This window comes from Stutzerimonas stutzeri (assembly GCF_051028275.1).
In the GTDB taxonomy this organism is placed as follows: domain Bacteria; phylum Pseudomonadota; class Gammaproteobacteria; order Pseudomonadales; family Pseudomonadaceae; genus Stutzerimonas; species Stutzerimonas stutzeri_AS.
This window is the reverse complement of the sequence record NZ_CP069269.1, coordinates 1468363-1495005: the sequence shown is the minus strand read 5'-3', so window position 1 is coordinate 1495005 and position 26643 is coordinate 1468363. Positions and strand designations below refer to the sequence as shown.

25 protein-coding genes are annotated in these 26643 nt (G+C 59.7%); 9 read left to right on the top strand and 16 right to left on the bottom strand.

Annotation, left to right across the window (positions count from 1 at the left end):
• Positions 1-8: 8 nt before the first annotated feature.
• A complete protein-coding gene (fliE, locus tag JQR87_RS06850; protein WP_407291419.1) occupies positions 9-338 on the bottom strand; it encodes a flagellar hook-basal body complex protein FliE in 330 nt (109 codons plus the stop codon).
• 290 nt (positions 339-628) lie between these two features.
• Between fliE and JQR87_RS06845 the strand changes: the two genes are divergently transcribed.
• A complete protein-coding gene (locus JQR87_RS06845; RefSeq protein ID WP_407297798.1) occupies positions 629-1825 on the top strand; it encodes a benzoate/H(+) symporter BenE family transporter in 1197 nt (398 codons plus the stop codon).
• A 23-nt stretch (positions 1826-1848) separates the two neighbouring features.
• Here JQR87_RS06845 and JQR87_RS06840 read toward each other — a convergent pair whose 3' ends face one another.
• On the bottom strand, positions 1849-2610 hold the full coding sequence (locus JQR87_RS06840) for an SDR family oxidoreductase (RefSeq protein WP_407291421.1): 762 nt from the start codon (positions 2608-2610) through the stop codon (positions 1849-1851).
• 213 nt (positions 2611-2823) lie between these two features.
• Between JQR87_RS06840 and JQR87_RS06835 the strand changes: the two genes are divergently transcribed.
• Positions 2824-3828 carry an NADP-dependent oxidoreductase gene (locus tag JQR87_RS06835; protein ID WP_407291423.1) on the top strand — a complete coding sequence of 335 codons (1005 nt, stop codon included), beginning with the start codon at positions 2824-2826 and terminating at the stop codon, positions 3826-3828.
• A 91-nt stretch (positions 3829-3919) separates the two neighbouring features.
• Here JQR87_RS06835 and pyrF read toward each other — a convergent pair whose 3' ends face one another.
• Positions 3920-4615 (bottom strand): orotidine-5'-phosphate decarboxylase, encoded by a 696-nt coding sequence (gene pyrF, locus JQR87_RS06830; RefSeq protein WP_407291425.1) that lies wholly within the window; start codon positions 4613-4615, stop codon positions 3920-3922.
• A gap of 158 nt (positions 4616-4773) precedes the next feature.
• Between pyrF and JQR87_RS06825 the strand changes: the two genes are divergently transcribed.
• Complete coding sequence (locus tag JQR87_RS06825) at positions 4774-4941, top strand: DUF2897 family protein (protein WP_407291426.1); 168 nt, start codon at positions 4774-4776, stop codon at positions 4939-4941.
• A gap of 160 nt (positions 4942-5101) precedes the next feature.
• On the opposite strand, the gene JQR87_RS06820 is transcribed toward JQR87_RS06825, so the two are convergent.
• From JQR87_RS06820 to JQR87_RS06790, 7 genes are all read right to left on the bottom strand, one after another.
• Positions 5102-5614, bottom strand: coding sequence for a hypothetical protein (locus tag JQR87_RS06820; protein ID WP_407291428.1), 513 nt, complete (start codon positions 5612-5614; stop codon positions 5102-5104).
• An 18-nt stretch (positions 5615-5632) separates the two neighbouring features.
• Complete coding sequence (locus tag JQR87_RS06815; RefSeq protein WP_407291429.1) at positions 5633-7063, bottom strand: PLP-dependent aminotransferase family protein; 1431 nt, start codon at positions 7061-7063, stop codon at positions 5633-5635.
• 112 nt (positions 7064-7175) lie between these two features.
• Positions 7176-7982, bottom strand: coding sequence for an OmpA family protein (locus JQR87_RS06810; protein ID WP_407291431.1), 807 nt, complete (start codon positions 7980-7982; stop codon positions 7176-7178).
• Entirely contained in the window at positions 7979-8329 is a 351-nt protein-coding gene (locus JQR87_RS06805; RefSeq protein WP_407291433.1) for a DUF4398 domain-containing protein, read from the bottom strand. The genes JQR87_RS06810 and JQR87_RS06805 overlap by 4 nt, the downstream gene beginning before the upstream one ends.
• Before the next feature lie 10 nt (positions 8330-8339).
• Positions 8340-9161, bottom strand: coding sequence for a substrate-binding periplasmic protein (locus JQR87_RS06800; protein ID WP_407291434.1), 822 nt, complete (start codon positions 9159-9161; stop codon positions 8340-8342).
• A gap of 129 nt (positions 9162-9290) precedes the next feature.
• Positions 9291-10220 (bottom strand): electron transfer flavoprotein subunit alpha/FixB family protein, encoded by a 930-nt coding sequence (locus JQR87_RS06795; protein ID WP_407291435.1) that lies wholly within the window; start codon positions 10218-10220, stop codon positions 9291-9293.
• Positions 10221-10970, bottom strand: a complete 750-nt coding sequence (locus tag JQR87_RS06790) for an electron transfer flavoprotein subunit beta/FixA family protein (protein ID WP_407291436.1) — start codon at positions 10968-10970, stop codon at positions 10221-10223.
• Positions 10971-11301: 331 nt separating this feature from the next.
• Between JQR87_RS06790 and JQR87_RS06785 the strand changes: the two genes are divergently transcribed.
• Positions 11302-12957 (top strand): electron transfer flavoprotein-ubiquinone oxidoreductase, encoded by a 1656-nt coding sequence (locus tag JQR87_RS06785; protein WP_407291438.1) that lies wholly within the window; start codon positions 11302-11304, stop codon positions 12955-12957.
• A 193-nt stretch (positions 12958-13150) separates the two neighbouring features.
• On the opposite strand, the gene JQR87_RS06780 is transcribed toward JQR87_RS06785, so the two are convergent.
• Entirely contained in the window at positions 13151-13360 is a 210-nt protein-coding gene (locus JQR87_RS06780; protein WP_122164305.1) for a cold-shock protein, read from the bottom strand.
• 368 nt (positions 13361-13728) lie between these two features.
• Between JQR87_RS06780 and plsB the strand changes: the two genes are divergently transcribed.
• Positions 13729-16224, top strand: coding sequence for a glycerol-3-phosphate 1-O-acyltransferase PlsB (gene plsB, locus JQR87_RS06775; RefSeq protein ID WP_407291441.1), 2496 nt, complete (start codon positions 13729-13731; stop codon positions 16222-16224).
• On the opposite strand, the gene JQR87_RS06770 is transcribed toward plsB, so the two are convergent.
• Complete coding sequence (locus JQR87_RS06770; protein WP_407291442.1) at positions 16188-16658, bottom strand: N-acetyltransferase; 471 nt, start codon at positions 16656-16658, stop codon at positions 16188-16190. The two genes, plsB and JQR87_RS06770, sit on opposite strands and share 37 nt — an antisense overlap.
• 178 nt (positions 16659-16836) lie before the next feature.
• On the opposite strand from JQR87_RS06770, the gene JQR87_RS06765 reads away from it, so the two are divergent.
• Positions 16837-17529: a DUF4197 domain-containing protein gene (locus JQR87_RS06765; protein ID WP_407291443.1), complete on the top strand. Its 693-nt coding sequence runs from the start codon at positions 16837-16839 to the stop codon at positions 17527-17529.
• Positions 17530-17552: 23 nt separating this feature from the next.
• Positions 17553-18170 (top strand): PAQR family membrane homeostasis protein TrhA, encoded by a 618-nt coding sequence (gene trhA, locus JQR87_RS06760; protein WP_407291445.1) that lies wholly within the window; start codon positions 17553-17555, stop codon positions 18168-18170.
• Between the two features lie 15 nt (positions 18171-18185).
• On the opposite strand, the gene JQR87_RS06755 is transcribed toward trhA, so the two are convergent.
• On the bottom strand, positions 18186-18641 hold the full coding sequence (locus tag JQR87_RS06755) for an ATPase (protein ID WP_407291447.1): 456 nt from the start codon (positions 18639-18641) through the stop codon (positions 18186-18188).
• A 259-nt stretch (positions 18642-18900) separates the two neighbouring features.
• On the opposite strand from JQR87_RS06755, the gene JQR87_RS06750 reads away from it, so the two are divergent.
• Together JQR87_RS06750 and JQR87_RS06745 are read left to right on the top strand one after the other, a co-directional pair.
• Entirely contained in the window at positions 18901-19164 is a 264-nt protein-coding gene (locus JQR87_RS06750) for a heavy-metal-associated domain-containing protein (RefSeq protein WP_407291449.1), read from the top strand.
• Positions 19165-19186: 22 nt separating this feature from the next.
• Positions 19187-19630: a DUF411 domain-containing protein gene (locus JQR87_RS06745; RefSeq protein ID WP_407291451.1), complete on the top strand. Its 444-nt coding sequence runs from the start codon at positions 19187-19189 to the stop codon at positions 19628-19630.
• A 277-nt stretch (positions 19631-19907) separates the two neighbouring features.
• Here the strand turns inward: JQR87_RS06745 and mdoH are convergent, their stop codons facing one another.
• The 3 genes from mdoH to bglX form a co-directional block, all read right to left on the bottom strand.
• Positions 19908-22442: a glucans biosynthesis glucosyltransferase MdoH gene (gene mdoH / locus JQR87_RS06740; RefSeq protein WP_407291452.1), complete on the bottom strand. Its 2535-nt coding sequence runs from the start codon at positions 22440-22442 to the stop codon at positions 19908-19910.
• 4 nt (positions 22443-22446) lie between these two features.
• Positions 22447-23964, bottom strand: a complete 1518-nt coding sequence (locus tag JQR87_RS06735; RefSeq protein WP_407297800.1) for a glucan biosynthesis protein G — start codon at positions 23962-23964, stop codon at positions 22447-22449.
• Positions 23965-24251: 287 nt separating this feature from the next.
• Entirely contained in the window at positions 24252-26543 is a 2292-nt protein-coding gene (gene bglX / locus JQR87_RS06730; RefSeq protein ID WP_407291454.1) for a beta-glucosidase BglX, read from the bottom strand.
• Positions 26544-26643: the final 100 nt, after the last annotated feature.

The window sequence follows — 26643 nt, the reverse complement described above, 5'->3', positions numbered from 1 at the left end:
ATCCTGCCTTAGACCGGCATCTGCATGATGTCTTGATACGCCTGGACCAGCTTGTTGCGCACCTGGGTCATGGCCTGAAAAGAAACGCTCGCTTTTTGCGACGCGATCATGACTTCGGTCAGATCGATACCGCCCTGCCCCATCTCGAAAGCGCTGGCCAGTTGACTGGATGCCTGCTGGGTTTCATTCACTTTGTTGACGGCCTGTCCGAGCATATCGGAGAAGCTCGGGGCACCAACCTCCGGAGCAGCCGTCACGGGCTTGGAACGCGCCATGGCATCGGTCTGCATGGCCCGCATTTCCAGCATCAAGCGATTGAATTCGATACCCTGACTCATCATTCCTCCAACAGCTGCGGTTTTTTTGACGCATCGCAGCAGGCACTGGGGTAATAGCAACATCGGTGCCAGTGTCTGCTTAGCTGTCGGCACGCTTCTTCATCCGGGGGACGGACGGCACCAGGCTGGGGCCTTGTACTGTTACGCTGATCGCGACAATGGCTGTACCGCGACGTAAAGCGTACGACTCCCTAGCCTGCAAGCACTCCAGGCGAGGATCATGCTCAAGGGTCCGTTGCCATCCAATTCCGAGCGCATCAGCCATTCATGAAACCAACCCTATGCCGACGATGACCGCAACCACCGCCTCACCACAGCGCTTCTTCAAGGACAGCTCAGCTTCAACCGTCGTGGCCGGCTTCATTGCCATGCTGACCGGCTACACCAGTTCGCTGGTGCTCATGTTCCAGGCCGGGCAGGCAGCGGGGCTCAGTAGCGGCCAGATCTCCTCGTGGATCTGGTCGCTGTCGATTGGTATGGCCATTTGCAGCATTGGGCTGTCGTTGCGCTATCGAACGCCCGTCGTCATCGCCTGGTCGACGCCCGGCGCAGCGCTTCTGATCGGCAGCCTGCCTGGCGTACCCTATGGGGAAGCCATCGGAGCATTCATCTTCGCTTCAGCACTGATCGCGCTTTGTGGGTTCACCGGAAGCTTCGAACGGCTGATGCGTAAAGTCCCCGCCTCGCTGGCTGCCGCCCTGCTGGCCGGTGTGCTGTTCAACATCGGCAGCGAAATTTTCCGTGCCGTGGAAGTCCAACCGGTGCTTGTGCTGAGCATGTTCTTTACTTATCTGACCGCTAAACGCTTCCAGCCGCGCTACACGGTGTTGTCTGCTTTGCTGGTTGGCTGTGCCTTCTCGGCAGTGACAGGCCTGCTGGACTTCAGAGCGCTGAGCCTGGACGTCGCGGTGCCCGTCTGGACAACGCCAACGCTGTCGTTCGCCGCGCTTTTCAGTATCGGTATCCCACTGTTCGTCATCGCCATGGCCTCGCAAAACATGCCGGGACTGGCAGTGCTTCGCGCGGAGGGCTATCAGGTCCCAGCCTCACCGCTGATCTCGGTGACGGGCACTGCCTCGGTGCTGCTGGCTCCGTTTGGCTCCCATGGCATTCATCTGGCCGCAATCACCATGGCGATCTGCAGCGGCCCCGAAGCGCATCCCGATTCGTCTCGACGTTACACGGCGGCCGTTTGGTGCGGCATTTTCTATGGGATAGCCGGGATCTTTGGCGCCACACTGGCTGCGCTGTTTGCGTCTTTCCCTGCTGCCCTCGTGCTTTCCATCGCTGCGCTGGCGCTGCTCGGCTCGATAGGCAGCGGTTTGACCCAGGCCATGCAGACAGCACGCGAGCGCGAGGCTGCGCTGATCACCTTTATGGTCACGGCGTCAGGGCTGACGCTGTTCGGCATCGGCTCCGCGCTATGGGGGTTGGTCGCGGGCGTGCTGACACTATTGATAGTCAGCGCGCCCAAGCCGAAGGATTAGCCTCCGGCAAGCGGCTGCAGCTATCAGATCGCCATGGCGCCACCGTCGACCGCCAGCGCGTGGCCAGTGGTAAATGCGGCACCGTCACTGCAGAGATAGAGCACTGCAGCGGCGATTTCCTCAACCTTGCCGACCCGGCCGACCGGGTGCATGGCTGCGGCGAACTCAGCTTTGCGCGGGTCGGCTTCATAGGCGCGACGGAACATGTCGGTGTCGATCACGGCCGGGCAAACTGCATTTACCCTGATCTGCTTTTTCGCATATTCGATCGCCGCTGACTTGGTCAGTCCGATCACGGCATGCTTGGACGCCGCGTAGATGCTCATCTTCGGTGCCGCGCCAAGTCCTGCCACCGACGCGGTGTTGACGATGGCGCCGCCTCCCTGGGCCAGCATCACCGGGAGCTGATGCTTCATGCACAACCAGACGCCCTTCACGTTGACGCCCATGATGGCGTCGAATTCGGCCTCACTGCCTTCAGCCAAGCGCCCCTTCTCGATCTCGATGCCAGCATTGTTGAAGGCATAGTCCAGACGTCCATAGGTTGCCACGGCCTGCTCGACCATCGCCTTGACTTGCTCGTCCCGCGTGACATCGCAGCGTATGAATACCGCGTCGCCCCCCGCTTCAAGAATTGCTTCTGCACAGGCCTTACCGCCTGTTTCATCAATGTCGGCAACGACAACCCTGAGACCCTGATTGGCGAACGCGAGCGCGGTAGCCCGACCAATCCCTGCTGCTGCACCCGTGACCAACGCGACCTGACCGGAAAAAGACATGCTCATGCTGAATATCCTGATCGTTATAAGAGCGGCGGCAGTCCGAACGTGACCGCCCACCAGATACCGGTCATGGTTATACCGTCATCTCTAACCACCATTAAGTGGCGTTAGGGGATATCACTCAGACGGATGCCAACGCATTCCAGAATGCTGCCCTTGCTTGCAGGGTCGGGCTTGGCGGGCTACACCAAGGTTTTGCACACATTCGAGGCCATCATGAACACCATCAACCACCAATATCTGCTGGCCAAACGCCCAGTTGGCGCGCCGACGAAAGACACCTTCGAGTACGTCGAGAAGCCAGTGGGCGAGCCCGAAGCCGGCCAGATCCTGGTGAAGGTGGAATACCTGTCACTGGACCCGGCGATGCGCGGTTGGATGAACGATGCGAAATCCTATATTCCGCCAGTCGGGATTGGCGAAGTGATGCGCGCCCTCGGCGTCGGCAAGGTCATCGCCTCTAAGCATCCGGGCTTTGCCGAAGGCGACTACGTGAACGGCGCGCTTGGCGTTCAGGAATATTTCCTCGGCGAGCCGAAAGGTTTTTACAAGGTGGACCCTGATCAGGCGCCCCTGCCACGCTATCTTTCGGCACTCGGCATGACCGGGATGACTGCCTATTTCGGCTTACTGGCCGTTGGGGAACCGAAAGCCGGCGAAACCGTAGTGCTATCAGGCGCGGCCGGTGCCGTGGGCAGCGTCGCCGGACAGATTGCCAAGATCAAAGGCTGCCGCGTCGTGGGTATCGCTGGAGGCGCCGACAAGTGCCGCTTCCTGACTGAAGAACTCGGCTTTGATGCAGCCATCGACTACAAGAGCGAGGATGTCGCCGCTGGTCTGAAGCGCGAGTGCCCTAAAGGCGTTGATGTCTACTTCGACAACGTTGGGGGCGACATACTGGATGCCGTGCTGACGCGGATCACCGTCGGCGCCCGTATCGTGATCTGTGGTGCCATCAGTCAGTACAACAACAAGGAAGCGGTCAAAGGGCCGGCCAACTACCTGTCCCTGCTGGTCAACCGCGGACGGATGCAAGGCATGGTGGTGATGGATTACGTTTCCCGTTACCCGGAAGCCATGAAAGACATGGCAGGCTGGATGCAAAGCGGCGAGCTGAAGAGCAAGGAAGACATCGTGGAAGGCCTGGAAACCTTCCCAGACACCTTGATGAAGCTGTTCACCGGCGGCAACTTCGGCAAGTTGGTGCTGAAGGTGGGCTAGGCCTGATGCGAACAGAACCGGTCGCCGCCGTTGCGACCGGTCGCGAGCAGCTCGAAAGATGTCCGACTGCGCCCTGCACCGACCAGTCTGGTCACGCCAGTTCGGCAACAACCGCCGCTAATGCCTGCGCTGGATCGGCAGCCTGAGAGATGGGGCGCCCAATGACTAGATAGTCGGAGCCCGCCGCCATGGCTTGCGCCGGTGTGAGAATCCGGCGTTGATCGTTCGCTGCACTACCCGCTGGACGAATGCCCGGCGTGACCAGCTGCAACCCTGGGAACCTTGACTTCAGTGGTTGCGCCTCTTGAGCCGAACAGACCAGACCATCGAGTCCTGCTTTTTCTGCCAGACCGGCGAGCCGCAATACCTGACGTTCTGGTTCGAGATCCAGACCGACGTCTGCCAGGTCGGCCTGCTCCATGCTGGTGAGCACTGTTACGCCGATAAGCAGTGGCTTTTGTCCGCTTACCTTGTCCAATACCTCCCGACAGGCCGCCATCATGCGCAAGCCACCGGAACAATGCACGTTCACCATCCACACACCCAGTTCTGCCGCAGCGCTGACCGCCATAGCGGTGGTGTTGGGGATGTCATGGAATTTAAGGTCCAGAAACACCTCGAACCTTTTGGCCTGGAGTGCCTCAACGATCTGTGGACCGCAGCGGGTGAACAGCTCCTTGCCGACCTTGACCCGACACAACGCTGGATCAAGCTGATCTGCCAGTGCCAGCGCAGCATCACGGGAAGGAAAGTCGAGCGCAACGATGATCGGAGTCTGACAGGGCATGGCGGGTCCTCGGCTAAATTCGGCGCGCATTGTCGCAGAAAAGCAGGTTCTGGGAGATCCGTTCAAACGCTAAAGGTTGGGCGCAGCTACGGCGGGATGGCTTAGCGCCTCGGCCCAGCGTAAGGTGACTCAATCCACTTCTACTCTTGGAGAACCCTATGCCTTGGTACATCTGGCTGCTGTTGGCCCTTGTGATCGGTACGATTGTCGGAGGCTTGCTGATGCTCCGCGCCGGTGCCCGCAAGATCCCGCTCACTGACGAACAAAAACAGCGCATCGCTCAACGCAACGCCGAAGCAGACGCTCAGGACGCTCGGGATCGCTAGGTGCATAGGTGCGCTTGCTACAAGCTCACCAGGCATGATTTGTTGAGGAACGAAGGGGTTTCACGTGAGCCATCCCCTGCCGGTCGAGGAATCGGACGCATCGTTCAGTCAAGCCGTGGCCTGATACAAACGCCACGACACTGATCAGCACATATCCGGCTTATCGCTTTATCTCGAAATTGATCTGAGCCCCATCGATGATGGCTTCGTCCTGAGCGGCGCCCGGCAGGAGCTCACCACTGAGCTGCAAACGGGAGTCCTTGCTCGACTCGAACAGGGGCGGTAGCAGGTTCATTGACGTCGCCTCCTCCGCAGGTTCAAGCGTTTCGGACCAATCATCCGGAAGGCTCAGATCAAGTTCCGGATCTGGTAGCTCGACGTCCTCGACCTTTTTCTTCGACGCGGCGGCGACAGCGGGCTTTGGCTTGGGTGGCGGTACGACTCGCTCGGACGGCAGCTGCTCGGACTCTCCGGCCGTTACCGGCGCGAGATCGATCTTGATCTCTACAGGCGCGTCCTGGACGTCCGGCTCGGGTTTGGCAGTTGCCGGCGCAACGGCCGCGATTGGCGAGGACTCGACCTTCGGCGGCTCCGGGAGCACCGGATCATCAGGAACCTTCTCCCCGTCACACGCGGCGATAAGCGGTATCGCCAACAGTAACAGCCATCTCATGTTCCGCCCTCCTCCGTCCTAGTTCGATTGTCGACAAAGCTCCCCGGCAAGCTCACCCAATGTCTTCAGCGCCCTTTCAGCTTCGGCGGTCCACGGCAGAGCGCAATTGAGCCGTATGCAGTGGTTGAACTGCTCGGTGTTGCTGAAGATCAACCCCGGCGCGATGCTGATGCCCCGCTCCATTGCCTGCACGTGCAGTTGCTTGGTGTTTATCCGCGCTGGCAGGCTGACCCACAGGATGAATCCGTCTGTGGGCCGAGTCATCTGCGTCCCGTCAGGAAAATATCGCTGAACCGCCAGCTGGAACACGCTGAGGTTCTTGCGGTACTCATGACGGATATAACGCAGGTGTCGGTCGTAGCCTCCATTTTCCAGATAAGCGGCAACGCCCATTTGCGTCACGCTACACGCCGAATGCGTGCTGAACGTTTGCAAACGCTGTATTTCTTCGCGGTAGCGGCCGGGGAGTATCCAACCTATACGCACGCCGGGAGAAATCGTTTTGGAAAAGCTTGAACAGTAGATCACGCGACCATCGAGATCGTTCGACTTGAGTGCCTTAATCGAGCCCGGATCGAACATGAGTTCACCGTAGATATCGTCCTCCACGATTTGAATGTCGAAACTGGCGGCCATCTTGAGCAAACGCTTCTGGCGCGCATCGGGCATGCTTCCGCCCAGCGGATTACTCAATCGCGCGGTCAAAACCAACGCTTTGATCGGCCATTGGCTGGCGGCAAGCTGCAACGCCTCGAGGCTCATCCCTGTATCCGGGTCGCAAGGAATCTCGATGACTTTCAGCCCCAGTAGATCGGCCAACTGCAACAAGCCATAGTAGCTTGGCGACTCCGCCGCGATCAGGTCGCCGGGCTTGGTCAGGACACGGAGCGACATCTGCAGCGCGTCGACACAGCCGTGGGTGATCACGACATCATCGGGGCCAACGACGACCCCCGCGTCACGCATACGAATCGCCACCTGCCGCCGCAAGGGTTCATAGCCCGGGCTGAACATGTAGCTGAACGCCCGCTGGCTCTGAAAGCGGGTGACCTTGGCCAGCTGCTGATGCAGAGCCCTTACGGGGAGATAATCGACGTGTGGAACGGCGGCGCCCAACGGGATAAGCCCTTCGCGACGCGAGTCGCTGAGCACCTCGTTGATGATGCTGCTGCGGGTGACCAGCGTTGGCCGCTCAACCTGAGCGATGTCCGGCGTGGGTGCGGTCAGCGCGGGTGTGTGATGGACATAGAAGCCTGATTGCGGGCGAGCCCGAATCATCCCCTGGTCTTCAAGATTGGCGTAAGCCTGCAGCACGGTCGCATGGCTGACGCTCAGCTGCATGCTCATCTTGCGTACAGACGGTACTCGTTCGCCCGGACGATAGACGCCTCGCCGAATGTCCTCAGCAAGCTGATGGGCAATACGCTGGTATAGCAACAGATTGGTCATATTGTCCGACTCCGCCAACTGAACCATAACAGTAGTACAACCCTGTTATGCACGACCAATACAGTTGGCAGCTAACTCGCCGACACAGTCAGTTACCTTTACGCACACAAACTCAACGTGGGCTGCTCAGCTGCCCATTTTCATCGGAGAAAAGAATCTCGACTCGACGATTTTGTGCCCGGCCGCGCGCCGAGGCGTTCTCGGCAATGCGATGTTGTTCACCGTAGCCAACGATCTCGATGCGCCCAGCATCGATTCCGATACTCTGGATGAAGTCACCTACAGCCTGTGCCCTGGCTTTGGACAGGGCAAGGTTCTCGGCCGCGTCGCCTCGGTTGTCGGTATAACCCTCGATCCGGACTCTGCGTTTTGGATTGAGCTGCAGAAAATGCACGACCTTGAGTAAGGTGCGGTTGGCTGAGGCATCCAACTCGGAGCTGGCCGCCCTGAACAGAACATCCCCCAGCGTCATGACCAGACCGCGATCGGTTTCAGCGGCCGCAAGGCTGATCAACTGATCCTCCAGCCACCGGTCCTGGCTTTGCATACTCAGCAGCTTGGCCTCCTGAACAGCAAGGCGCAGCCGGTCCAGTTCCATGCTCAACTGAGTAGCGCGGCGCTGATTCTGAATCTGTTCGCTGTGCTGCCGGGCAATCTCGCTGTAGCGCTTGCTGAGATAGGCATAGTGAATGACATCGTCGGTGCTGCCCCAATAGCCCGCGAATTGCTTCGCTCGGGCCAGCGACTCGCCCGCTCGCACCATATCCTTGGGCGCGTCCTGAAGGATGTGGGGCTCTTCGCTGATACCCTCGAACGCAGCCGCCGCCTGCTCCAGATGCTGCAACGATTCCGACGAAGCGCAGCCCTGCAGTCCGCCAAGCGTGACCAGCAGGCCAATTGTCTTAAAAGCCGATTTCACTGTAACGCCCCCAGCTGTTCGCGCATCCGCGCGATACGACGATGCAACTCAGCCAATTCCTGCTCGCTCTTGTCGTTGAGTACACGAGCCTCGGCCAGCCGGGCGTCCAGTTCCGCCTGCTCGGCTTGCAGCCGTGCTTCCCGGTATCGCTCACCCTTCATGGCTTCTGTCGCAGCCGCAAGCTTCTGCTCGGCCAGCGCAAGCTCCGGGATTTGTTCAGATGCGCCTACACCCCTCGCCTGGACCACTGCCTGCTCGGTGAGGCGCAACTGTTCGGTGGGTGCCGGATCGCTGGCACAACCAACCACTGCAGTCAGTAAAAGCGTGCAGCAAAGATGTCTAATCAAGTGAATGACCCTAGCGTTGCGAATTGCTTGTCGGCGGCTGCTGCTTCCAGCGCTCGATATTGTCTACGAGCAGTTGCTGAGGAATTCCCGCGGCGCGCAATTCTGTCATTTTTATCGCCAGCTGTCCGCGCAACCAAGGACCATTGCAAGCTGAATCATGAGCCACGGCGAAATGCATACCACCGCTGAAGACTGGCGGGTCCAGTCGTTGAATCTCGGCAAGGAGCCCTTGCCGGGCCGCGTGGGCGATGGTGCTGTAGCGCTCGTGCAAAACATAGTCTGTCTTGCCGTCCACCAGCGTCTTCAGGGCCCCGCTCAAGTTCGAAGTGGAGCGCAAGCTGAGGTTTTCCTTGGCGTAACGCTCGAACGCGCTGTGCGTACGCGGAGACGCCACGTAAGTGCCCGAGCGACCTACAAGGTCATCGCGATCGGTGTATAGAAAGGGGGGTGCTTGACCTACCCACGCCGATATCTGCAAGGGCGTGATCGAGGGATGGACGAAGTCCAGATACGCCAGTTCTTTTGGTGATAGCACTGCATCGGCCAGCACGTCTACTTGCCCACTGCGCACCTGTTCCAGCGCCTTGGCCGCATCTCCGGTATAGAGCACCTCGAGCTTCAGATCGAGAGCGTCGGTGATCCTTTTGAGTAGATCAGCATTCGCCCCTATCAGCCGCTTGGGATTTTGCGGGTCTCGCCAGAGAAACGGGGGGTTTTCTGCGCCTCCGGTCGCAATCAGCCGATCACACTTCGCAGTTGCCGCATGCACCGAGAAGGGTGTAGCCAGCAGCAAGGCGAGCAAAGCGGACTTCAGCGGAACGGCACAACGCATGGAAAACCTCATCGTTCGGAATGGGATACACCCTCTCTCGGGTCTGCAGGGATGTTAACACTGGCCAGCGCAGCCAAGGTGCCCATAAAAAAACCCGCTCTAATAGCGGGTTTTTTTCAAGCTGCTCGGTTACACCAGCTCTTCGAGCTCCGGCAGGATCTGGAACAGATCGCCAACCAGGCCGTAATCAGCGACCTGGAAGATAGGCGCTTCTTCGTCCTTGTTGATCGCGACGATAACCTTCGAATCCTTCATGCCCGCCAGATGTTGAATCGCTCCGGAGATGCCCACCGCGATGTACAACTGCGGCGCGACGATCTTGCCGGTCTGGCCGACCTGCATGTCGTTCGGCACGAAGCCGGCATCGACCGCTGCACGCGAGGCGCCAACAGCAGCACCAAGCTTGTCGGCCAACGAATACAGATGCTTGAAGTTGTCGCCGTTCTGCATGCCACGACCACCGGAGACGACAATCTTGGCTGCTGTCAGCTCAGGACGATCGGACTTGGCCAGCTCTTCGCCAACGAACGCCGAAACGCCAGCATCGCCAGTGCCGGACACTTGTTCGACTGCAGCCGAACCGCCCTCTGCATTGACCGGATCGAAGCCGGTCGCACGCACGGTGATGACCTTGATCGGTGCGCTCGACTGCACAGTTGCAATGGCGTTGCCAGCGTAAATGGGACGCTTGAAGGTATCAGCGCTTTCAACGGCGATGATCTCGGAGATCTGATCCACGTCCAGCTTGGCGGCAACGCGCGGCAGGAAGTTTTTACCGTTGGTGGTTGCAGCGGCCAGCACGTGGCTGTAGTTCTTGGCCAGATCAGTGATCAGCGGCGCAACGTTTTCCGGCAACTGGTTCGCGTATGCAGCATCATCCGCGACCAGAACCTTGGAAACGCCTTCAATCTTGGCGGCCGCTTCCCCGATCGCAGCGCAACCGGCACCTGCGACCAGCACGTGAATCTCGCCGCCAATTGCTTTGGCCGCGGCCACGGTATTCAGGGTGGCTGCAGCCAGAACGGCGTTGTTGTGTTCAGCGATAACCAGGATAGTCATTTAGATTACCTTCGCCTCGTTTTTCAGTTTCTCGACCAGTTCTGCGACCGACTTGACCTTGATACCGGCGCTGCGTGCAGCCGGCGCTTCCACTTTAAGGGTCTTGACGGTGGAGGTGGTGACTACGCCCAGCGCATCCGGGGTCAGCACTTCCAGCGGCTTCTTCTTGGCCTTCATGATGTTCGGCAGCGACGCGTAGCGCGGCTCGTTCAAACGCAGGTCGGTGGTTACGATTGCCGGCAGGTTCAGCGCAACGGTCTGTGCGCCGCCGTCGATTTCGCGCTCAACGTTCACCTTGTCGCCGGACACTTCAACTTTCGAGGCAAACGTACCCTGAGCGAACCCGGTCAACGCGCCGAGCATCTGACCGGTCTGATTGTTGTCGCTGTCGATGGCCTGCTTGCCAAGGATCACCAGCTGCGGCTGCTCCTTGTCTACAACTGCCTTCAGCAGCTTGGCAACGGCCAGCGAATTGAGTTCCTCAGTGGATTCGACCAGCACGGCGCGATCGGCACCGAGCGCCAGCGCGGTGCGCAGCTGCTCCTGAGCAGCGGTCGGACCAATGGAAACCACGACGATTTCACTTGCGACGCCCTTCTCTTTCAGGCGTACGGCTTCCTCAACGGCGATTTCGCAGAAGGGGTTCATCGACATCTTGACGTTGGCGAGGTCGACGCCGGAGTTGTCCGGCTTGACGCGGACCTTGACGTTGTAATCGACCACTCGTTTGACAGCTACAAGAATCTTCATGGATTCCTCGTTACTCTCCGGTGAATAGAATTTCGCCGAGGCGAACCGAGCCATGCTCAAGGCCGGGCCGCCATTTCAGCCATCGGACCTGTTCGGCGAGCACAAAACTGCCCGTATCTTGACTGCAGGCAACTGCTGGGGTCAACAACGCAAATACCCAGTCATAAGCCGCAGTTTCCAGAGTCTATCAGGCTTGGAAGAAATTCAAACAAACGTTTGTATTGGACCGAATCAGACGGCTATATATAATGCGGCAGCTCGGCTTGGTCAGGGATACGATCCAGCCCTCCACTATCTAAAAAACAACTAAGCCTTGAGTAGGAGATAGCCAATGGAACGCGAATACATGGAATTCGACGTAGTCATCGTCGGCGCCGGCCCCGCGGGCCTGTCCGCTGCCTGCCGATTGAAGCAACGCGCCGTTGATGCTGGAAAGGAAATCAGTGTCTGCGTCGTTGAGAAAGGTTCCGAAGTAGGCGCCCACATTCTGTCTGGTGCTGTGTTCGAGCCACGTGCGCTGAATGAACTCTTTCCCAACTGGAAAGAGCTGGAAGCGCCGCTCAATACCCCAGTCAAGCGTGACGACATCTACCTGCTCAAGAGCGCCGAAGCCGCTCGCAAGCTGCCCAATGCACTGGTTCCGAAAACCATGCATAACGAAGGTAACTATATCATTTCCCTGGGTAATCTCTGCCGCTGGCTGGCACAGCAGGCCGAAAACCTTGGTGTCGAGATCTACCCGGGTTTTGCGGCTCAGGAAGCACTGATCGACGAAGCGGGAGTGGTTCGCGGCATATTGACCGGCGATCTCGGCGTGGACCGCGAAGGCAACCCGAAAGAAGGCATGTACACGCCGGGCATGGAGCTACGCGCCAAGTACACCCTGTTCGCCGAAGGCTGCCGCGGCCATATTGGCAAGCAGTTGATCAACCGGTTCCAGCTCAACGCGAACGTCGATCCACAGCACTACGGGATTGGCATCAAGGAACTCTGGGACATCGACCCGGCCAAGCATGAACAAGGCTTGGTGGTACACACCGCAGGCTGGCCGCTGGACGATGACAACACCGGCGGCTCATTCCTCTACCACCTTGAGAACAACCAGGTGGTGGTCGGTCTGATCGTCGATCTGTCTTATAGCAACCCGTTCCTCTCGCCGTTCGACGAGTTCCAGCGCTACAAGCATCATCCAGTGATCAAGCAGTACCTGGAGGGTGGCAAGCGCGTTTCCTACGGCGCCCGGGCAATCGCCAAGGGCGGCATCAATTCGCTGCCGAAGATGGTATTCAACGGCGGCGCGCTGATCGGTTGCGATGCCGGTACGCTGAACTTCGCCAAGATCAAAGGCAGTCACACCGCAATGAAGTCGGGCATGTTGGCGGCCGAAGCGGTGGCGGACGCCTTGTTCGCCGGTCGTGACGGCGGTGACGAACTGACGGGTTATGAAGAAGGCTTCAAAGCCAGCTGGCTCTACCAGGAGCTATATGCCAGCCGCAACTTCGGCGCAGCGATCCACAAGTGGGGCGCCGTCAAGGGTGGCGCGTTCAACTTCATCGATCAGAACATCTTCAGCGGCAAGATTCCGTTCACGCTGCACGACACCAAGCCCGACTATGCGTGCCTGAAGACAGCTGCCGAGTCGAAGAAGATCGACTACCCCAAGCCGGACGGGAAGCTCAGCTTCGACAAGCTCAGCTCGGTATTTCTCTCCAACACTAACCATGAAGAGGAGCAGCCGGTTCACCTCAAACTGATCGATCCTAGCATTCCGATCGAGAAGAACCTGCCGATGTACGATGAACCGGCCCAGCGTTACTGTCCGGCAGGTGTCTATGAGGTATTAGACAACGACGAGGGTGGCAAACGCTTCCAGATCAACGCGCAGAACTGTGTTCACTGCAAGACTTGTGACATCAAGGACCCTTCGCAGAACATCGTGTGGGTTGCGCCGGAAGGCACCGGGGGGCCCAACTACCCCAACATGTAAACAAGGCTCCACGGTGCATAGCGAACCCCGCCTCGGCGGGGTTCGCTTTTAGATGGCAACGCTTCGAAATCTTGCGGCATGACCTCCGTCACCGGCAGCGCTGCCTGGTCTAACCCACTCGGTTATCGCCGCTCAAAATGAAAAGCCCCGACCAAGGCCAAGGCTTTCTCACTGTCTCGCTAATAACCGGCACTCAAAGCCCGGCTACATCCTCGGCCTGGAGACCTTTCTGGCCCTGGGTAACCGAAAACTCCACCTGTTGCCCTTCTGCCAATGAGCGGTGGCCATCGCCACGAATCGCCTGGTAATGCACAAATACATCCGCGCCACTGCCCCGCTGGATGAACCCATAACCCTTGGCATCGTTGAACCACTTGACGGTTCCGGTCTCGCGCTCAGCCATCCTACTTCTCCAACTCGATTCTTATTATTCCCGCTCGGGGAGGGACGAACAGGCCTGACCCGTCGAAGGTCACCGCCAGCACCCAATGTAGCGCAGCAGCCGTGACAAGCAGATTTCAGCCGTACCGAGTGAGTATAGAGCGCGCTGAACCGTCTCGTCTTTGCTTTCTCCCGTGCTAATTCCGATTCGCATCACAAACAAACACCTCTCTTGGCGCAGGCTAGCCTGAACGATGCAAGACACACTTATGCGGGGGCCAGCTTGGCAGAAATGACCGACAACACCACAGCGGCTTTGCCCGGCGACCAGCGTTGCGGCACACTTGCGCGCTTCCCGGGAATTAACCCGTCCACGCTCGAATCTGCCGTATGACTCGCTCTCCTATCCGTCGCCTGCTTTTCTCCCTCGTTCGCCGTCTGTTGTATGTCTGGGTTCGCTCGGAGACCATCAATCAGTCGGCCCTTACGCTCAAGCTTGACCGCAGCAAGCCGGTTTTCTACGTGCTGCAACGCGCCTCCCTGAGCGACCTTGCGGTACTCGATCACGAGTGCAACAAGGCAGGCTTGCCGCGTCCAGTGGCTGATGTGGAGGTCGGTAATCACATCGAGCCGGCTGCATTCATCTTTCTCAACCCAGCGGCCAGCTGGTTTGGTCGACGTACACGGGCGGTCACGCCTGAGCCGCTGGTACGTCTGGTCGGGGCACTGGAACAGAACGCGGTCGACAATGCGCAGATCATTCCGGTAAGCGTGTTCTGGGGCCGCTCGCCGGATCGCGAAACCAGCGCCTGGAAGCTGCTGTTCGCCGACAGCTGGGCGGTAACCGGCCGGTTGCGCAAATTGCTCAGCATCGTCATGCTGGGTCGCAAGACCCGCGTGCAGTTTTCCGCACCGATCCAACTCAACGAGCTGGTCGCGCAGAACAAAGGCCATGAGCGCACCCTACGCATGGCGCATCGGATGCTACGGGTCCACTTTCGCAATCAGAAGACTGCTGTCATCGGGCCTGACCTGTCGCACCGTCGCAATCTGGTCAAGGGCCTGGTACATACACCTCAGGTACGCCAGGCAATCAAGGACGAGGCCGAGCGCGAGAACATTTCGCTGGAAAAGGCGGAAGCCCGTGCCCTGCGCTACGGCAACGAAATCGCCTCGGACTATGCGTACACCGCGGTGCGCTTTCTCGAGGTGGTGCTGTCGTGGTTCTGGAACAAGATATATGACGGCATCCGGGTCAATCATCTTGAGCCATTGCAGGAAGCCGTGCAGGGGTACGAGGTGATCTATGTGCCCTGCCACCGCAGCCATATTGACTACCTGCTGCTCTCCTATCTGCTGTTCCGTAACGGCCTGACACCGCCGCACATTGCCGCCGGAATAAACCTCAACATGCCCGTAATCGGCAGCCTGCTGCGCCGCGGCGGCGCATTTTTCATGCGGCGCTCGTTCAAGGGTAACCCGCTCTACACTTCGGTATTCAACGAGTACCTGCACACCCTGTTCAGCCGTGGCTTTCCGGTCGAGTACTTCGTCGAGGGCGGGCGGTCACGTACCGGCCGCATGCTGCAGCCGAAGACCGGCATGCTCGCGATCACCTTGCGCAGCTATTTACGCTCCTCCCGTTTGCCGATTCTCTTCGTGCCGGTATACATAGGCTATGAGCGAGTCTTGGAAGGTCGCACCTACCTCGGTGAGCTGCGTGGTGCAGCCAAAAAGAAGGAATCGATCTTCGATATCTTCAAGGTCATCGGGGCGCTGAAGCAGCGCTTCGGCCAGGTCTGGGTCAACTTTGGCGAACCACTGAAGCTCAACGAATTTCTTGACCAGCAACAACCCGGCTGGCGTCAGCAGGATCTCGCACCGAACTTCCGTCCGGAGTGGCTCAACGACACCACCAATCGCCTCTCGGAGCGGATCGCCCAGCGGCTCAACGAGGCGGCTGCGGTCAATCCGGTCAATCTGGTCGCACTCGCGATGCTCTCCACCAGCCGCCAGGCACTGGACCGGCGGTCACTGATACGCATCCTTGACCTCTACCAGAACCTGCTGCGGACCGTACCTTACTCGCCGCATACCACGCTGCCAGACGGCAACGGCGACAGCCTCGTCGACTACGTGAAAGACCTCGACCTGCTCGCTGAACAAAAGGACGCGTTGGGCAACATCCTTTATCTGGACGAGCAGAACGCTGTCCTGATGACCTACTACCGCAACAACGTGATGCACATCTTCGCCCTACCGGCGTTGCTGGCAAGCTTTTTCCAGAGCAGCTCTCGAATCAGCCGCGAGCAGATCCTGAGCTTTACCGAGGCGCTTTATCCCTACCTGCGCGCCGAATTCTTCATCCGCTGGGAGCCGGAAGAACTGGAAGCGGTCGTTGATCAGTGGCTCGCCGCCTTCGTCGAGCAAGGGCTACTGAAGCTCGACGGTGCAAATTACGTGCGCCCAGCGCCCAGCTCGCGTCAGTTCGTTTTGCTGACTCTGTTGGCACGAGTCATCGTCCAAACCCTGCAGCGCTTCTACATGGCGATTTCGTTGCTGCTCAACAGTGGACAGCACACCCTGAACGCTGAAGAACTAGAGAATCTTTGCACGGTCATGGCCCAGCGACTGTCGATCCTGCATGGCCTGAATGCGCCCGAATTCTTCGATAAGAGCCTGTTCCGTCACTTCATCAAGAGCCTGCAACACCAGGACGTGCTGCGTCAGGACGAACACGGCAAGCTCGGCTACCACGACAAGCTCGGCGAGCTGGCTGAAGGCGTTGCCAAGCGTGTACTACCTGCAGAGATCCGCCTGTCGATCCGCCAGGTAGCGCTTGAGCGGCATCAGGACGAGGCGGACGAAACCGTCCCAGAGAGCTGACATTCCTTTTCGCGGCGCCAGGCCATCGTCATCTCCGCATGCCCGGTGTGCTCGTCGTAGCCGTCGGCCAGCGATTCGAAACCGTGCCGGCGATAGAAGGCGATGCTGGCGGTGTTCTCGGTGTAGACGTTGAGCTGCAGGTAGTCACGCTGGGTCTTGGCGTGCTCGATCAATGCCGACCCAATGCCGGAGCCCTGAACCGCTGGCAATACGAAAATGGCGGCCAGTACTTGATCGACGAGGGAGACGAAACCTTGGATCGATCCTTCGCGCTCGTAGACCCAGGTCTGCGAGGCCGGCAAGTAGGTATCCCGCATAGCGTCGAGCCTAGATTTCCAGAAGCTGGGATCGACAAAGTGGTGAGCACGGATCGACGCCGTGAGCCAGATCGTCAGGATCGGCTCTACGTCCTCGGGGCGACAGGGTCGGATCATGCAGAGAGCTCGTGCGGCCATGGATGAAGCGAAACGGTAGCGCATTGGCGTTGCCATGTCTCGCTCGCATGCCCCAGGAACGAACCAGGAGGTGTCTGCGTTGCGCCCAGCAATCGGCTAGCATCACGCTAATCGAACGCTTGACGGTCGCCCTATTCCAATCGGAAGGTAATGCTCCATGCTCCGCACCACTACGCTCATTCTCAACCTGCTCGTCTCTGCCAACGTCCTCGCCGTCTCGCTCCCCGAGCTGAGCCAGGGCGACGCCAGCCAGGCGCTGAAAGATGCGCTCAGCCAGGGTACCCAGGTCGCCGTGCAGCAGCTTGGTCAGCCGGGCGGATTCAGCAATGATCCCGACGTGAGAATCGAGCTGCCCGGCAACATCGGCAAGGCCTCACGCATGTTGAAGATGATGGGGATGGGCGCTCAGGTCGAAGCGCTGGAAAACGGCATGAACAAGGCCGCAGAAAGAGCCGTGCCGCAGGCGCAGTCACTGCTGCTGGATGCGGTGAAGAAAATGACCGTTGCGGACGCCAAGGCGATCCTTGCGGGCGGCAACGACTCTGCAACGCAGTACCTAAACAAGACCAGCCGCGAGCAGATCCGTGCGAAGTTTCTGCCAATCATCAAGGAGGCTACCGACAAGGTCGGCGTCGCTCAGCAATACAATGCCCTGGCCGGCAAGGCATCCGGGCTCGGCGCGGTCGATCCGCGCTACGGCTCGGTGGAAGGCTACGTTACCGAGCAGGCACTTGAAGGGCTGTTCACGGTCATAGCCGAGCAGGAAGCGAGCATCCGTCAGGACCCAGCACAGGCTGCCACCAGCGTAGCGAAGAAGGTCTTTGGGATGCTGATGAGGCAATTGATTTAAAGACGGCGCAAGGCTTAGCCACGATGTATCACGGAGAACGATTCAACGCGTGGACGCACCTGGCTGGAGGCGTCCTGGCCTTGATCGGAACGGTCTGGTTGCTGGTCAAGGTGGCGTTGGACGGCGACCTGGCGAAGATTGTCAGCGTCACCATCTATGGATGCACGCTGGTGTTGCTCTACAGCGCGTCGACGCTCTATCACAGCGTACGCGGGCGCGCCAAAGCGGTGATGCAGAAGCTTGATCACCTTTCGATCTACTTGCTGATCGCCGGCAGCTACACCCCTTTCTGCCTGGTGACCCTACGAGGCAGCTGGGGTTGGTGGCTGTTCGGGATCGTCTGGTCGCTCGCCGTGATCGGCATGTTGCAGGAAATAAAGCCAAGGTCCGAAGCCAGAGTGCTATCGGTCGTCATCTACGCCGTGATGGGCTGGATCGTGTTGGTCGCGGTCAAACCATTACTCGCCGCACTCGGTACTGCCGGCTTCGTCTGGCTGGTTGCTGGCGGCGTGCTCTACACGGTCGGCATCATCTTCTTTGCCTACGATCAGCGCTTTCGTCACTGGCATGGCATCTGGCATCTGTTCGTGATGGCAGGCAGTCTGCTGCACTTCGTGGCGATCTCGCGGTACGTAGTCTGACGGCCGTACCCTTGGTCAGAGTTCGTTCATGCGATTGACCTGCTGCGCAAGCCGCATGGTTTCCTGTTCTTCGAGCCTCAGCATTTCGTCAAGCAAGCCGCTTGCTTTGCCCAGCCCGGCTCTGTTCTGCAACGAGCGATACAGGTCAATGATCTGGTTATGGACCGCGAATATCTCGCGGGAAATCTCGGTCACACTCATCTGCGCATAAGTCTCGCTGTCGAGATCCAGCGTTAGCATGTCTTGCCGAACGGCGTCCTGCAGGTGGGCTTGCAGTGCTTGGGGATCTGCGTGCTCCTTGATTCGCCCGATCGTTCGGGTCAGCTCCTGCTCGTGCTGGGCGAGGTAAACCAGCAGCATCTTGGCCAACGAGTCACCCCGATCATTTGCGCCTTCAGCCATGCAGTCTGAAAGCCGGGTATGGGCTTGGCTGGTCCAGTCGATCAGGTGTTCGCATCGTTCGATGTTCATGAAACCTCCATCCGCTGCGTTGATTGCCGGGCGAATAGCCGGCGCCATTCCAAATGGAGCGGAATTTCGATGCAAACACGTAAAGCCTGAATTGGCCAGTGCTGGACATCGATTGGATGGTGCGGCCGCTGGCGAAACCGAGCCAGGCTGTTTTTTGTTAACCAGACGAAGCATGACCTGAAGCAGCTTGACCTTGCCACTAGGGCAAGGTTGATGATCAAGCCTAGCCGGACTGGCCGGTATCAACGGAGGGTTTCTTATGAATTCCACCCAGCTTCAGGTTCAAGGCATGACGTGCGGCGCCTGCGTGCGACACGTCACCCAGGCGCTGAACACCCTTACCGGCGTTGACAGTGTTGAAGTCGATCTTCAGAGCGGGCTGGTTCGCGTCGATGGAAACCCTGACAAGGCTCAATTGATCGCCGCCCTGCATGACGCAGGCTATGCCGCTCAACTCGCGAACCAGGCTACCCCTCCCCTATCACTGCAAACAGGTTGCGGTAGCGGTTGTGGTTGCCGTTGATATTTCATCAAGGAGTGCAGTTATGCGTTTCATCAAATCCAAAGTCGCGGTCATTGCAGCCTTGTTCGTCGCCGGCAGTGTGCACGCTGCCGATGTCATCGATGTGCACCGGGACGCCAACTGCGGGTGCTGCAAGGACTGGGTCAAGTACCTGCAGGAAAACGGCTTCGAAGTCCGGGACCATGTTGAAAGCAACATGTCGGCGGTCAAGCAACGCCTGGGTGTTGCCCCGCGGCTGGGCTCCTGCCATACAGGCGTCATCGACGGCAGGTTCATAGAAGGCCACGTACCAGCCGCACAAATCCGTGAGCTGCAGCAACGCAAGGACCTGCTAGGTATCGCTGTGCCGGGCATGCCGGCAGGCTCGCCCGGCATGGATTACGGCCAGCCGGCTCAGGCCTATCAGGTGATCGGCCTGACCACCGAAGGATCCGACCTGGTGCTGGCCGACTATCCGGCAAAATGAGTCGGGCCGAAAAACCTCCGCGCCTGCCTGCTCAGTGCAGGCAGGTGCATCTGCTATCTGGCCTCTGCCGCCGTTGATCCAGCTGCGTGGACGCCGAGTTTTCAGGCACAGACGCTTACCCACACGCACGGCGACAAAGGACTCAGCCGAAGATTATCACCCATCGGTCGATCCCTCCTCACCCAAAGCCATCACTGATGCTTCTTGGCGTCTGTATCAGACGCCACGAACGTTTTTCAGCTTATCCCTGCGGTGCGACGGCTCCGGCGCCGGACGTTCAGGCGATATCGGACTGACGATAGGCATCGCGCCACGCTTGATGGCGTTCATCCTGCCAGACCCGCAGATGCAGCTGCGCCATCCCGTCCGGATCGTTCAGCAAGCGCCAGCGAGCCGCTTCGGCAGCACCAGTCGGGCCGGCATCGAGGATCTGCTGAATGCGCTGTTCGCGCAGCAACACGGCACCGGGAACGACTTTGGCGTGCCGCGCCCGAGCCATCCCACATACCAGCGCGTTGTAGATCGGATCGACAGTGGCTGCGATAAAACCGTTCGCCAGGGCGTTGGCCTGATTCTCGCGTGTGTAGCGGTCGGTCGATGCCAGTTCCTGCGGCGGCTGGAACTCCTCCGGAATCAGGAACAGCTTACGGCGATACGCCGCGAGCCCGAGGCCAGTGCGGCTGGTAATCACCGATACCGGCGCAGACAGGACCAGCGATACCACGATCGGTGCCAGCCACCATAGAAACGAAGGGTCCAGCCAGCCAACCAGCGCCGTCCAAAGCACTCCCAGCAACATCTGGGGACCGTGCCGGCGCAAGGCTTCGCTCCAGGGCGTTGCATTGTCGGCGCGCTGTGGTGATTTCCACTGCACCGACCAACCGAGGAAAGCAGCGCTCACGAATACCGTGTGGAACAACATGCGCACCGGCGCGGCCAGCACCGAGAACAGGCTTTCCAGCACCATCGAGACCACCAGCCTGACGCGACCGCCGTATTCGTGGGCACCCTGGATGCAGATCAGCAGAACGCTGAGCAGCTTGGGCAGGAACAGCAGCGTCAGGGTCGCCGAGAACAGCGCGATCGCTTCCTGCGGGTGCCATTGCGGCCACAAGGGATACAGCTGATTCGGCCGCAGGAAGTACTCCGGCACCATCAGCGTGTGGATCGCCAACAACCCAGTCGACAGCGCCAGAAAGACAAACCACAGCGGTGCCGACAGGTAGGACATCACCCCCGTCAGGAACACGAAGCGATGCACTGTGTGCATGCCCTTGACCAGAAACAGGCGGAAGTTCATCAGGTTTCCGTGGCACCAGCGGCGGTCGCGCTTGAGCTCGTCGAGCAGGTTGGGCGGCAGCTCCTCGTAACTCCCCGGCAGGTCATAGGCAATCCAGACGCCCCACCCCGCGCGCCGCATCAGCGCCGCTTCGACAAAATCATGGGACAGGATATCGCCAGCGAAAGCCCCCTTGCCGGGCAACGGCGCCAGGGCGCAGTGCTCGATGAACGGTTTCACCCGGATGATCGCGTTATGGCCCCAGTAGTGGGACTCGCCCAACTGCCAGAAATTGAGTCCGGCCGTGAACAGCGGGCCATACACCCGGGTGGCGAACTGCTGCATGCGCGCATACAGCGTGTCCATCCCCGAAGCCTTGGGCGCTGTCTGAATGATCCCGGCGCCTGGATTGGCTTCCATCAGCCGCACCAGGCTGGTCAGGCAGTCGCCGCTCATCACGCTGTCGGCATCGAGCACCACCATGTAACGATAGCTGCTGCCCCAGCGACGGCAGAAGTCGTCAATGTTGCCACTTTTGCGCTTCACACGACGGCGGCGACGCCGGTAGAAGATATGACCGAAGCCATCGACTTCCCGACAGACCTCCAGCCAGGCCCTCTGCTCGGCCACGCACGTATCCGGATCATTGCTGTCGCTGAGTACGAAAATGTCGAAGTGCTCCAGCTGACCCGTCGCCTTGAGCGACTCGAACGTCGCCCTCAGCCCGGCAAACACGCGTGGCACATCTTCGTTGGCGATCGGCATCACCAACGCCGTACGCGCCTCGCGTGGGATCGGCTCATCGCCAAGGGTGCTGGCCGAAATGTTGTACTGATCATGCCCCTTGAGCAGCTGAAAGAAGCCCATCAGCGCAGTCCAGAAGCCCACCGAAACCCAGCAGAACAGCAACGCAAACAACAGCAATATGCTGGTCTGCACGACATACGGCAGGATCTGCCGTGCCGATTCCTGCAGGGGCTGCTGAAACACCTCCTGCAGATCGATCAACGCCCAGCCCTGATACGGCAGCACCGATTTCATATGCCAGGTCGCGATTACGGTCTGCACCAACATCAGCACCAGCAGGGTCGTGCGGCGGAACGCGGCCATCTTGCGCCAGCCCGACCGATCAACGGATTGAGCCGGGGGCATCTCCACGGTGCGGTTCTTCTTGCGCAGCAAGCGCCACCAGCTCAGTTGCAGCACGCTGGTGTGCCACGGCTCCGGCACCATGCGGGTGCGGACGATGGGCGGTGTCGACTGGATACAAACGCGCCCCTGGTGATCACGCGTCAGCGCTTTTGCACGCTCCAGGGTTTCGCCCCAACCGAGTTTCAACCGAGCGGGTACCGAACCGAGCAGGTCATTTTCGCTCGGTTCCACGTCGCTGGCAGTCGGCACCGACCGGTCCAGAGCCCGATGAATCCCTTCCAGCCCGCTACTGTCCTCGTCCAGGTCTCGGATCAGGGCTTGGCGTTGCTGTTCATCCAGAGGCAACTCACTGATGTAACTCCCGACAATTGACGGCTCCACGGGATTACTCACTGGTAGGAATCTGGTAGCTCCAGGTTTCGGAAAGCGTCTTCTCGCCTTCCACCAGCGCTGCGCGCAATTCCACCGGCCGCTTAGCGTCACGCACCTTCAGACGCAAGGTGAGGCGCCAGCCATTGGTCACCGGGTTGTGCCGCAGATTGTTTTCCACGAGTTCGGCGTTATCGCCGATGCTGACCTGGGTCGTAACCGGAGCGTCCGCCGGCAGCTCGGCCAGATTGGGGCCAACGAAATCGACGATCAGCGCGGTGCTGCCGTCAGGCTGGCGGATCAGGTTGGACTGTTTGACATCCCCTGCAGACAGCCGCGTCTGGCTGACCCAGGCCAGCTTCGGATCATGCAGCGCGGGCTCGTCCATGGTGAAGTGCAGACGGTACTCGAAGTCGAGCGGCTTGCCGGGCTCAGGCCGCTGCTCCGGGACCCAGAAGGCAACGATGTTGTCGTTGGTTTCGTCAGGCGTAGGAATCTCGATCAGTTCTACCCGGCCCTTGCCCCAGTCGCCCTTGGGCTCGACCCAGCCGCTGGGTCGCAGCTCGTAGCGGTCGTCCAGATCCTCGTAGCGACCGAAATCGCGGGTACGCTGGAGCAGGCCGAAACCGCGCGGGTTTTCCACGCTGTAGCTACTGATAGCCAGTCGCTTGGGATTGTTCAGCGGTCGCCAGATCCACTCGCCGTTGCCGGTGTGAATCGCCAGCCCCTCGGAGTCGTGCAGCTGTGGCCGGTAGTTGAGCAACTCGCTGGGCTGATTGGCGCCGAACAGGTACATGCTGGTAAGCGCGCCGATGCCAAGTTTCTCCACCGGCTCGCGCAGATAGACGCGCGCTTTGATATCGACCGTGCTGTCCTTGCCCGGCGTGACCACCATCCGATAAGCGCCGGTGGCGCGGGGTGAATCAAGCAGTGCATAGATCACGAGATTACGACGATCGGCTTCGGGGCGCTCGATCCAGAATTCACGGAACCGGGGAAACTCCTCGCCGCTCGGCAGCGCTGTATCGATAGCCAGACCGCGCGCCGACAGGCCATAGACCTGGTCCTTGCCGATGACCCGGAAATAGCTTGCCCCCAGCAGGGTCAACAGCTCGTCCGCCTTGTCCGCCTTGTTCAGCGGATAGAGCACCTTGAACCCGGCAAAGCCGAGGTTCTCCAGCGCGGCAGGGTCTATCTCGACGTTGCCGAACTCGAACATGTCCCGGTCATAGCGGACCTTCTCGACACCTGTAGCGGTGATTTCATTGATCCTCACCGGGACGTCGAAGTGCATGCCCTGATGGTAGAACTGCACTTCGAAGGGTGTCGGCGCGTCATGCCAGAGCGCTTTTTCACCGCGGAAGCGCAGCTGCTGGTAATCAGCGAAGGCCATGTTGCGAAACACCGGAGGCAGGTTGCTCTTCGGCGCCGCATAATCCTCGGCCGCGAGCTTTTCTGCCTTGACCGCTACATCATCGAGACTGAAGGCCCAGCTTTGGCCGGCAAACAGTCCCAAACACAGACTCAACGTCATTCCCAGTGCCCGACCTGAACGAGCCCCTGATTTGAAATGATAGGTACGTGACACAACGCCTCCTGAGCAATCACGATTACCGTTGACCGCGATGCGGCCCGGTTTGCTGTCGTTGGTCTTCCGCAGCGGCAAATGATTCACCGGGTAGCCAAGCAAAGCGGCAAATCATCCCACGCCGCATGAGCGCCGGATAGCCACCCCAGGAGGACTTTTTCACATTGCATACCGTCGCCCAATGCCCAACCCTAGCGGGCTGCGGCCAGGCGACCAGCGGTCAGCTGGATGACTCACAGAAGGGTGAACTGCCCCCGCTTTACCTGCGCTGAATCCAACCCGATCTGCACTTCGAACACGCCGGGCTCGGCAACGCGCTTCAGTTGCGCGTCAACGAATGTCAGGTCCTTCTCTTCGAGCCGGAAGCGGACCTCCCGCGTCTCGCCAGCCTTGAGGAACACCTTGCGAAACCCTTTGAGCTCCTTCACCGGACGGATCACCGACGCCACCTCGTCCCGGACGTACAACTGGACGACGGTCGCACCGTCGCGCGATCCCGTGTTCTCCAGCGTCACGCTTGCTTCTAGGTTGCCGCCGCGCGCCATGGTCGTGCTGGACAAGCGCACCTCGGACAATTCGAACTGGGTGTAACTCAGGCCATAGCCAAAGGGATACAGCGGCCCATTGGGTTCCTCGAAGTATTGGGAGGTGTAGTTGCCCGGCTTGCCTTCGACATAGGGCCGACCGACGCGCAGGTGGTTGTAATAGGTCGGAATCTGCCCCACCGAGCGAGGAAAGGAGATCGGCAGCTTGCCTGCAGGATTCTGATCGCCAAACAGCACGTCAGCGATGGCATGCCCCCCTTCCGTACCACTGAACCAGGTTTCCACAACCGCATCGGCGTTGGCTTTCGCCCAGTTGAGGTCCAGCGGACGCCCATTCATCAACACCAGTACCAGCGGCTTGCCGGTCTTCTTGAGTGCCTCGAGAAGGGCCTGCTGGCTTTTGGGGATCTGCAGGCTGGTGCGGCTCGACGCTTCATGGGACATGCCGCGCGATTCGCCCACGGCGGCTACGATCACATCGGCCTGTTCAGCAATCGTGACTGCCTCAGCGATCATCGCTTCCGGTGAGCGTGGGTCTTGCACGACCTCGGGCTTGTCCCAGTTGAGGAAGTTCAGGTACTCGACCATGTGCGGGTCGTCGGTGATATTGGCGCCGCGGGCGTGACGTAGAACGGCTTTGTTGCCCAAGGCATCGAGCAAGCCCTGGCGTAGGGTCACCGACTGTGTGGCGACGCCCGCAGCGGACCAGCTACCCATCATGTCGACCGGCGAATCGGCCAGCGGACCAACCAGCGCGATGGTTCCGCGCTTTTGCAACGGCAAGGTCTGGCCCTTGTTTTCAAGCAGCACGATCGATTCGCGCGCTACGGCTCTGGCGGCCTCGCGATGCAAACGGCTCTCCGCGTTGACGTCAGCCGGATCGTCGTTGGCCGACCCGATGCGCAGGAACGGATCATGGAACAGGCCCATGTCGTACTTGGCGCCCAGTACTTCGCGCACGGCCGTGTCGATTTCACCGACCTTGACCTCACCTGACTCAACCAGGCCGGGCAGCTCCTCGCGATACAGTGAATCGGCCATGCTCATGTCGATGCCGGCCTTGATCGCCAGCTTTGCCGCCTCGCGGCCATCGGTTGCAACGCCATGGCGCATCAGCTCGCTGATCGCGCCGTGGTCGCTGAGGACAACCCCATCGAAGCCCCAATCGCGCCGCAGCAGGTCCTGCAGCAGCCATGTATTGGCGCTGGCTGGCACCCCGTTTATGGAATTGAGCGCAACCATTACGCCGCCCGCCCCGGCATCGATGGCGGCCTGATAAGGCGGCAGGTAGTCCTGATGCATGCGCATCGGGCTCATGTCCACCACGTTGTAGTCACGCCCGCCTTCGACCGCACCGTAGAGGGCGAAATGCTTGACGCTTGCGGTCACGCTGTCCGCCGCGGCTGGCGATTCGCCCTGATAGGCCTGCACCATGGTGCGCGCGATTTCGGAGACGAGATAAGGGTCTTCACCAAATCCTTCGGATGTACGCCCCCATCGAGGATCGCGGGAAACGTCCACCATCGGCGCGAAGGTCATGTCCAGGCCGTCGGCACTGGCTTCGATGGCCTGGACGCGACCGCTGGTGGCGATGGCGTCTAGATCCCAGCTCGAGGCCAGGCCCAGACTGATGGGAAAGATCGTCCGATGGCCGTGCACCACGTCATAGGCGAAAAAAATCGGGATCTTCAGTCGGCTGCGCAATGCGGCTTCCTGCATCGGTCGATTGTCATGACGGGTCACCGTATTGAAGGTGCCACCGATGCGGCCGGCTTCCAACTCCTCGAGCATCCGCTCGCGGGGCATGTCGCCACCGATGCTGATCAACCGCAGCTGGCCGATCTTTTCTTCGAGCGTCATCTGTTCGATGAGGCTGGCGATGAAGGCCGGCTTGTCTTCGAGTAAAGGGGAATGGGGTTCGGCGGCGACTGAGTGCAGCGAAAGACCGGTCATCAGACCGAGCAGGTACAGCCTTTTCATTATTTGAAGATTCCTGAGCCTGAACGGCTGATGGGACGAACCAACTGATTCCGGCACCGCCGGCTTAAGCATTGCTGAGTATGAATTTTCCGATGGCTTG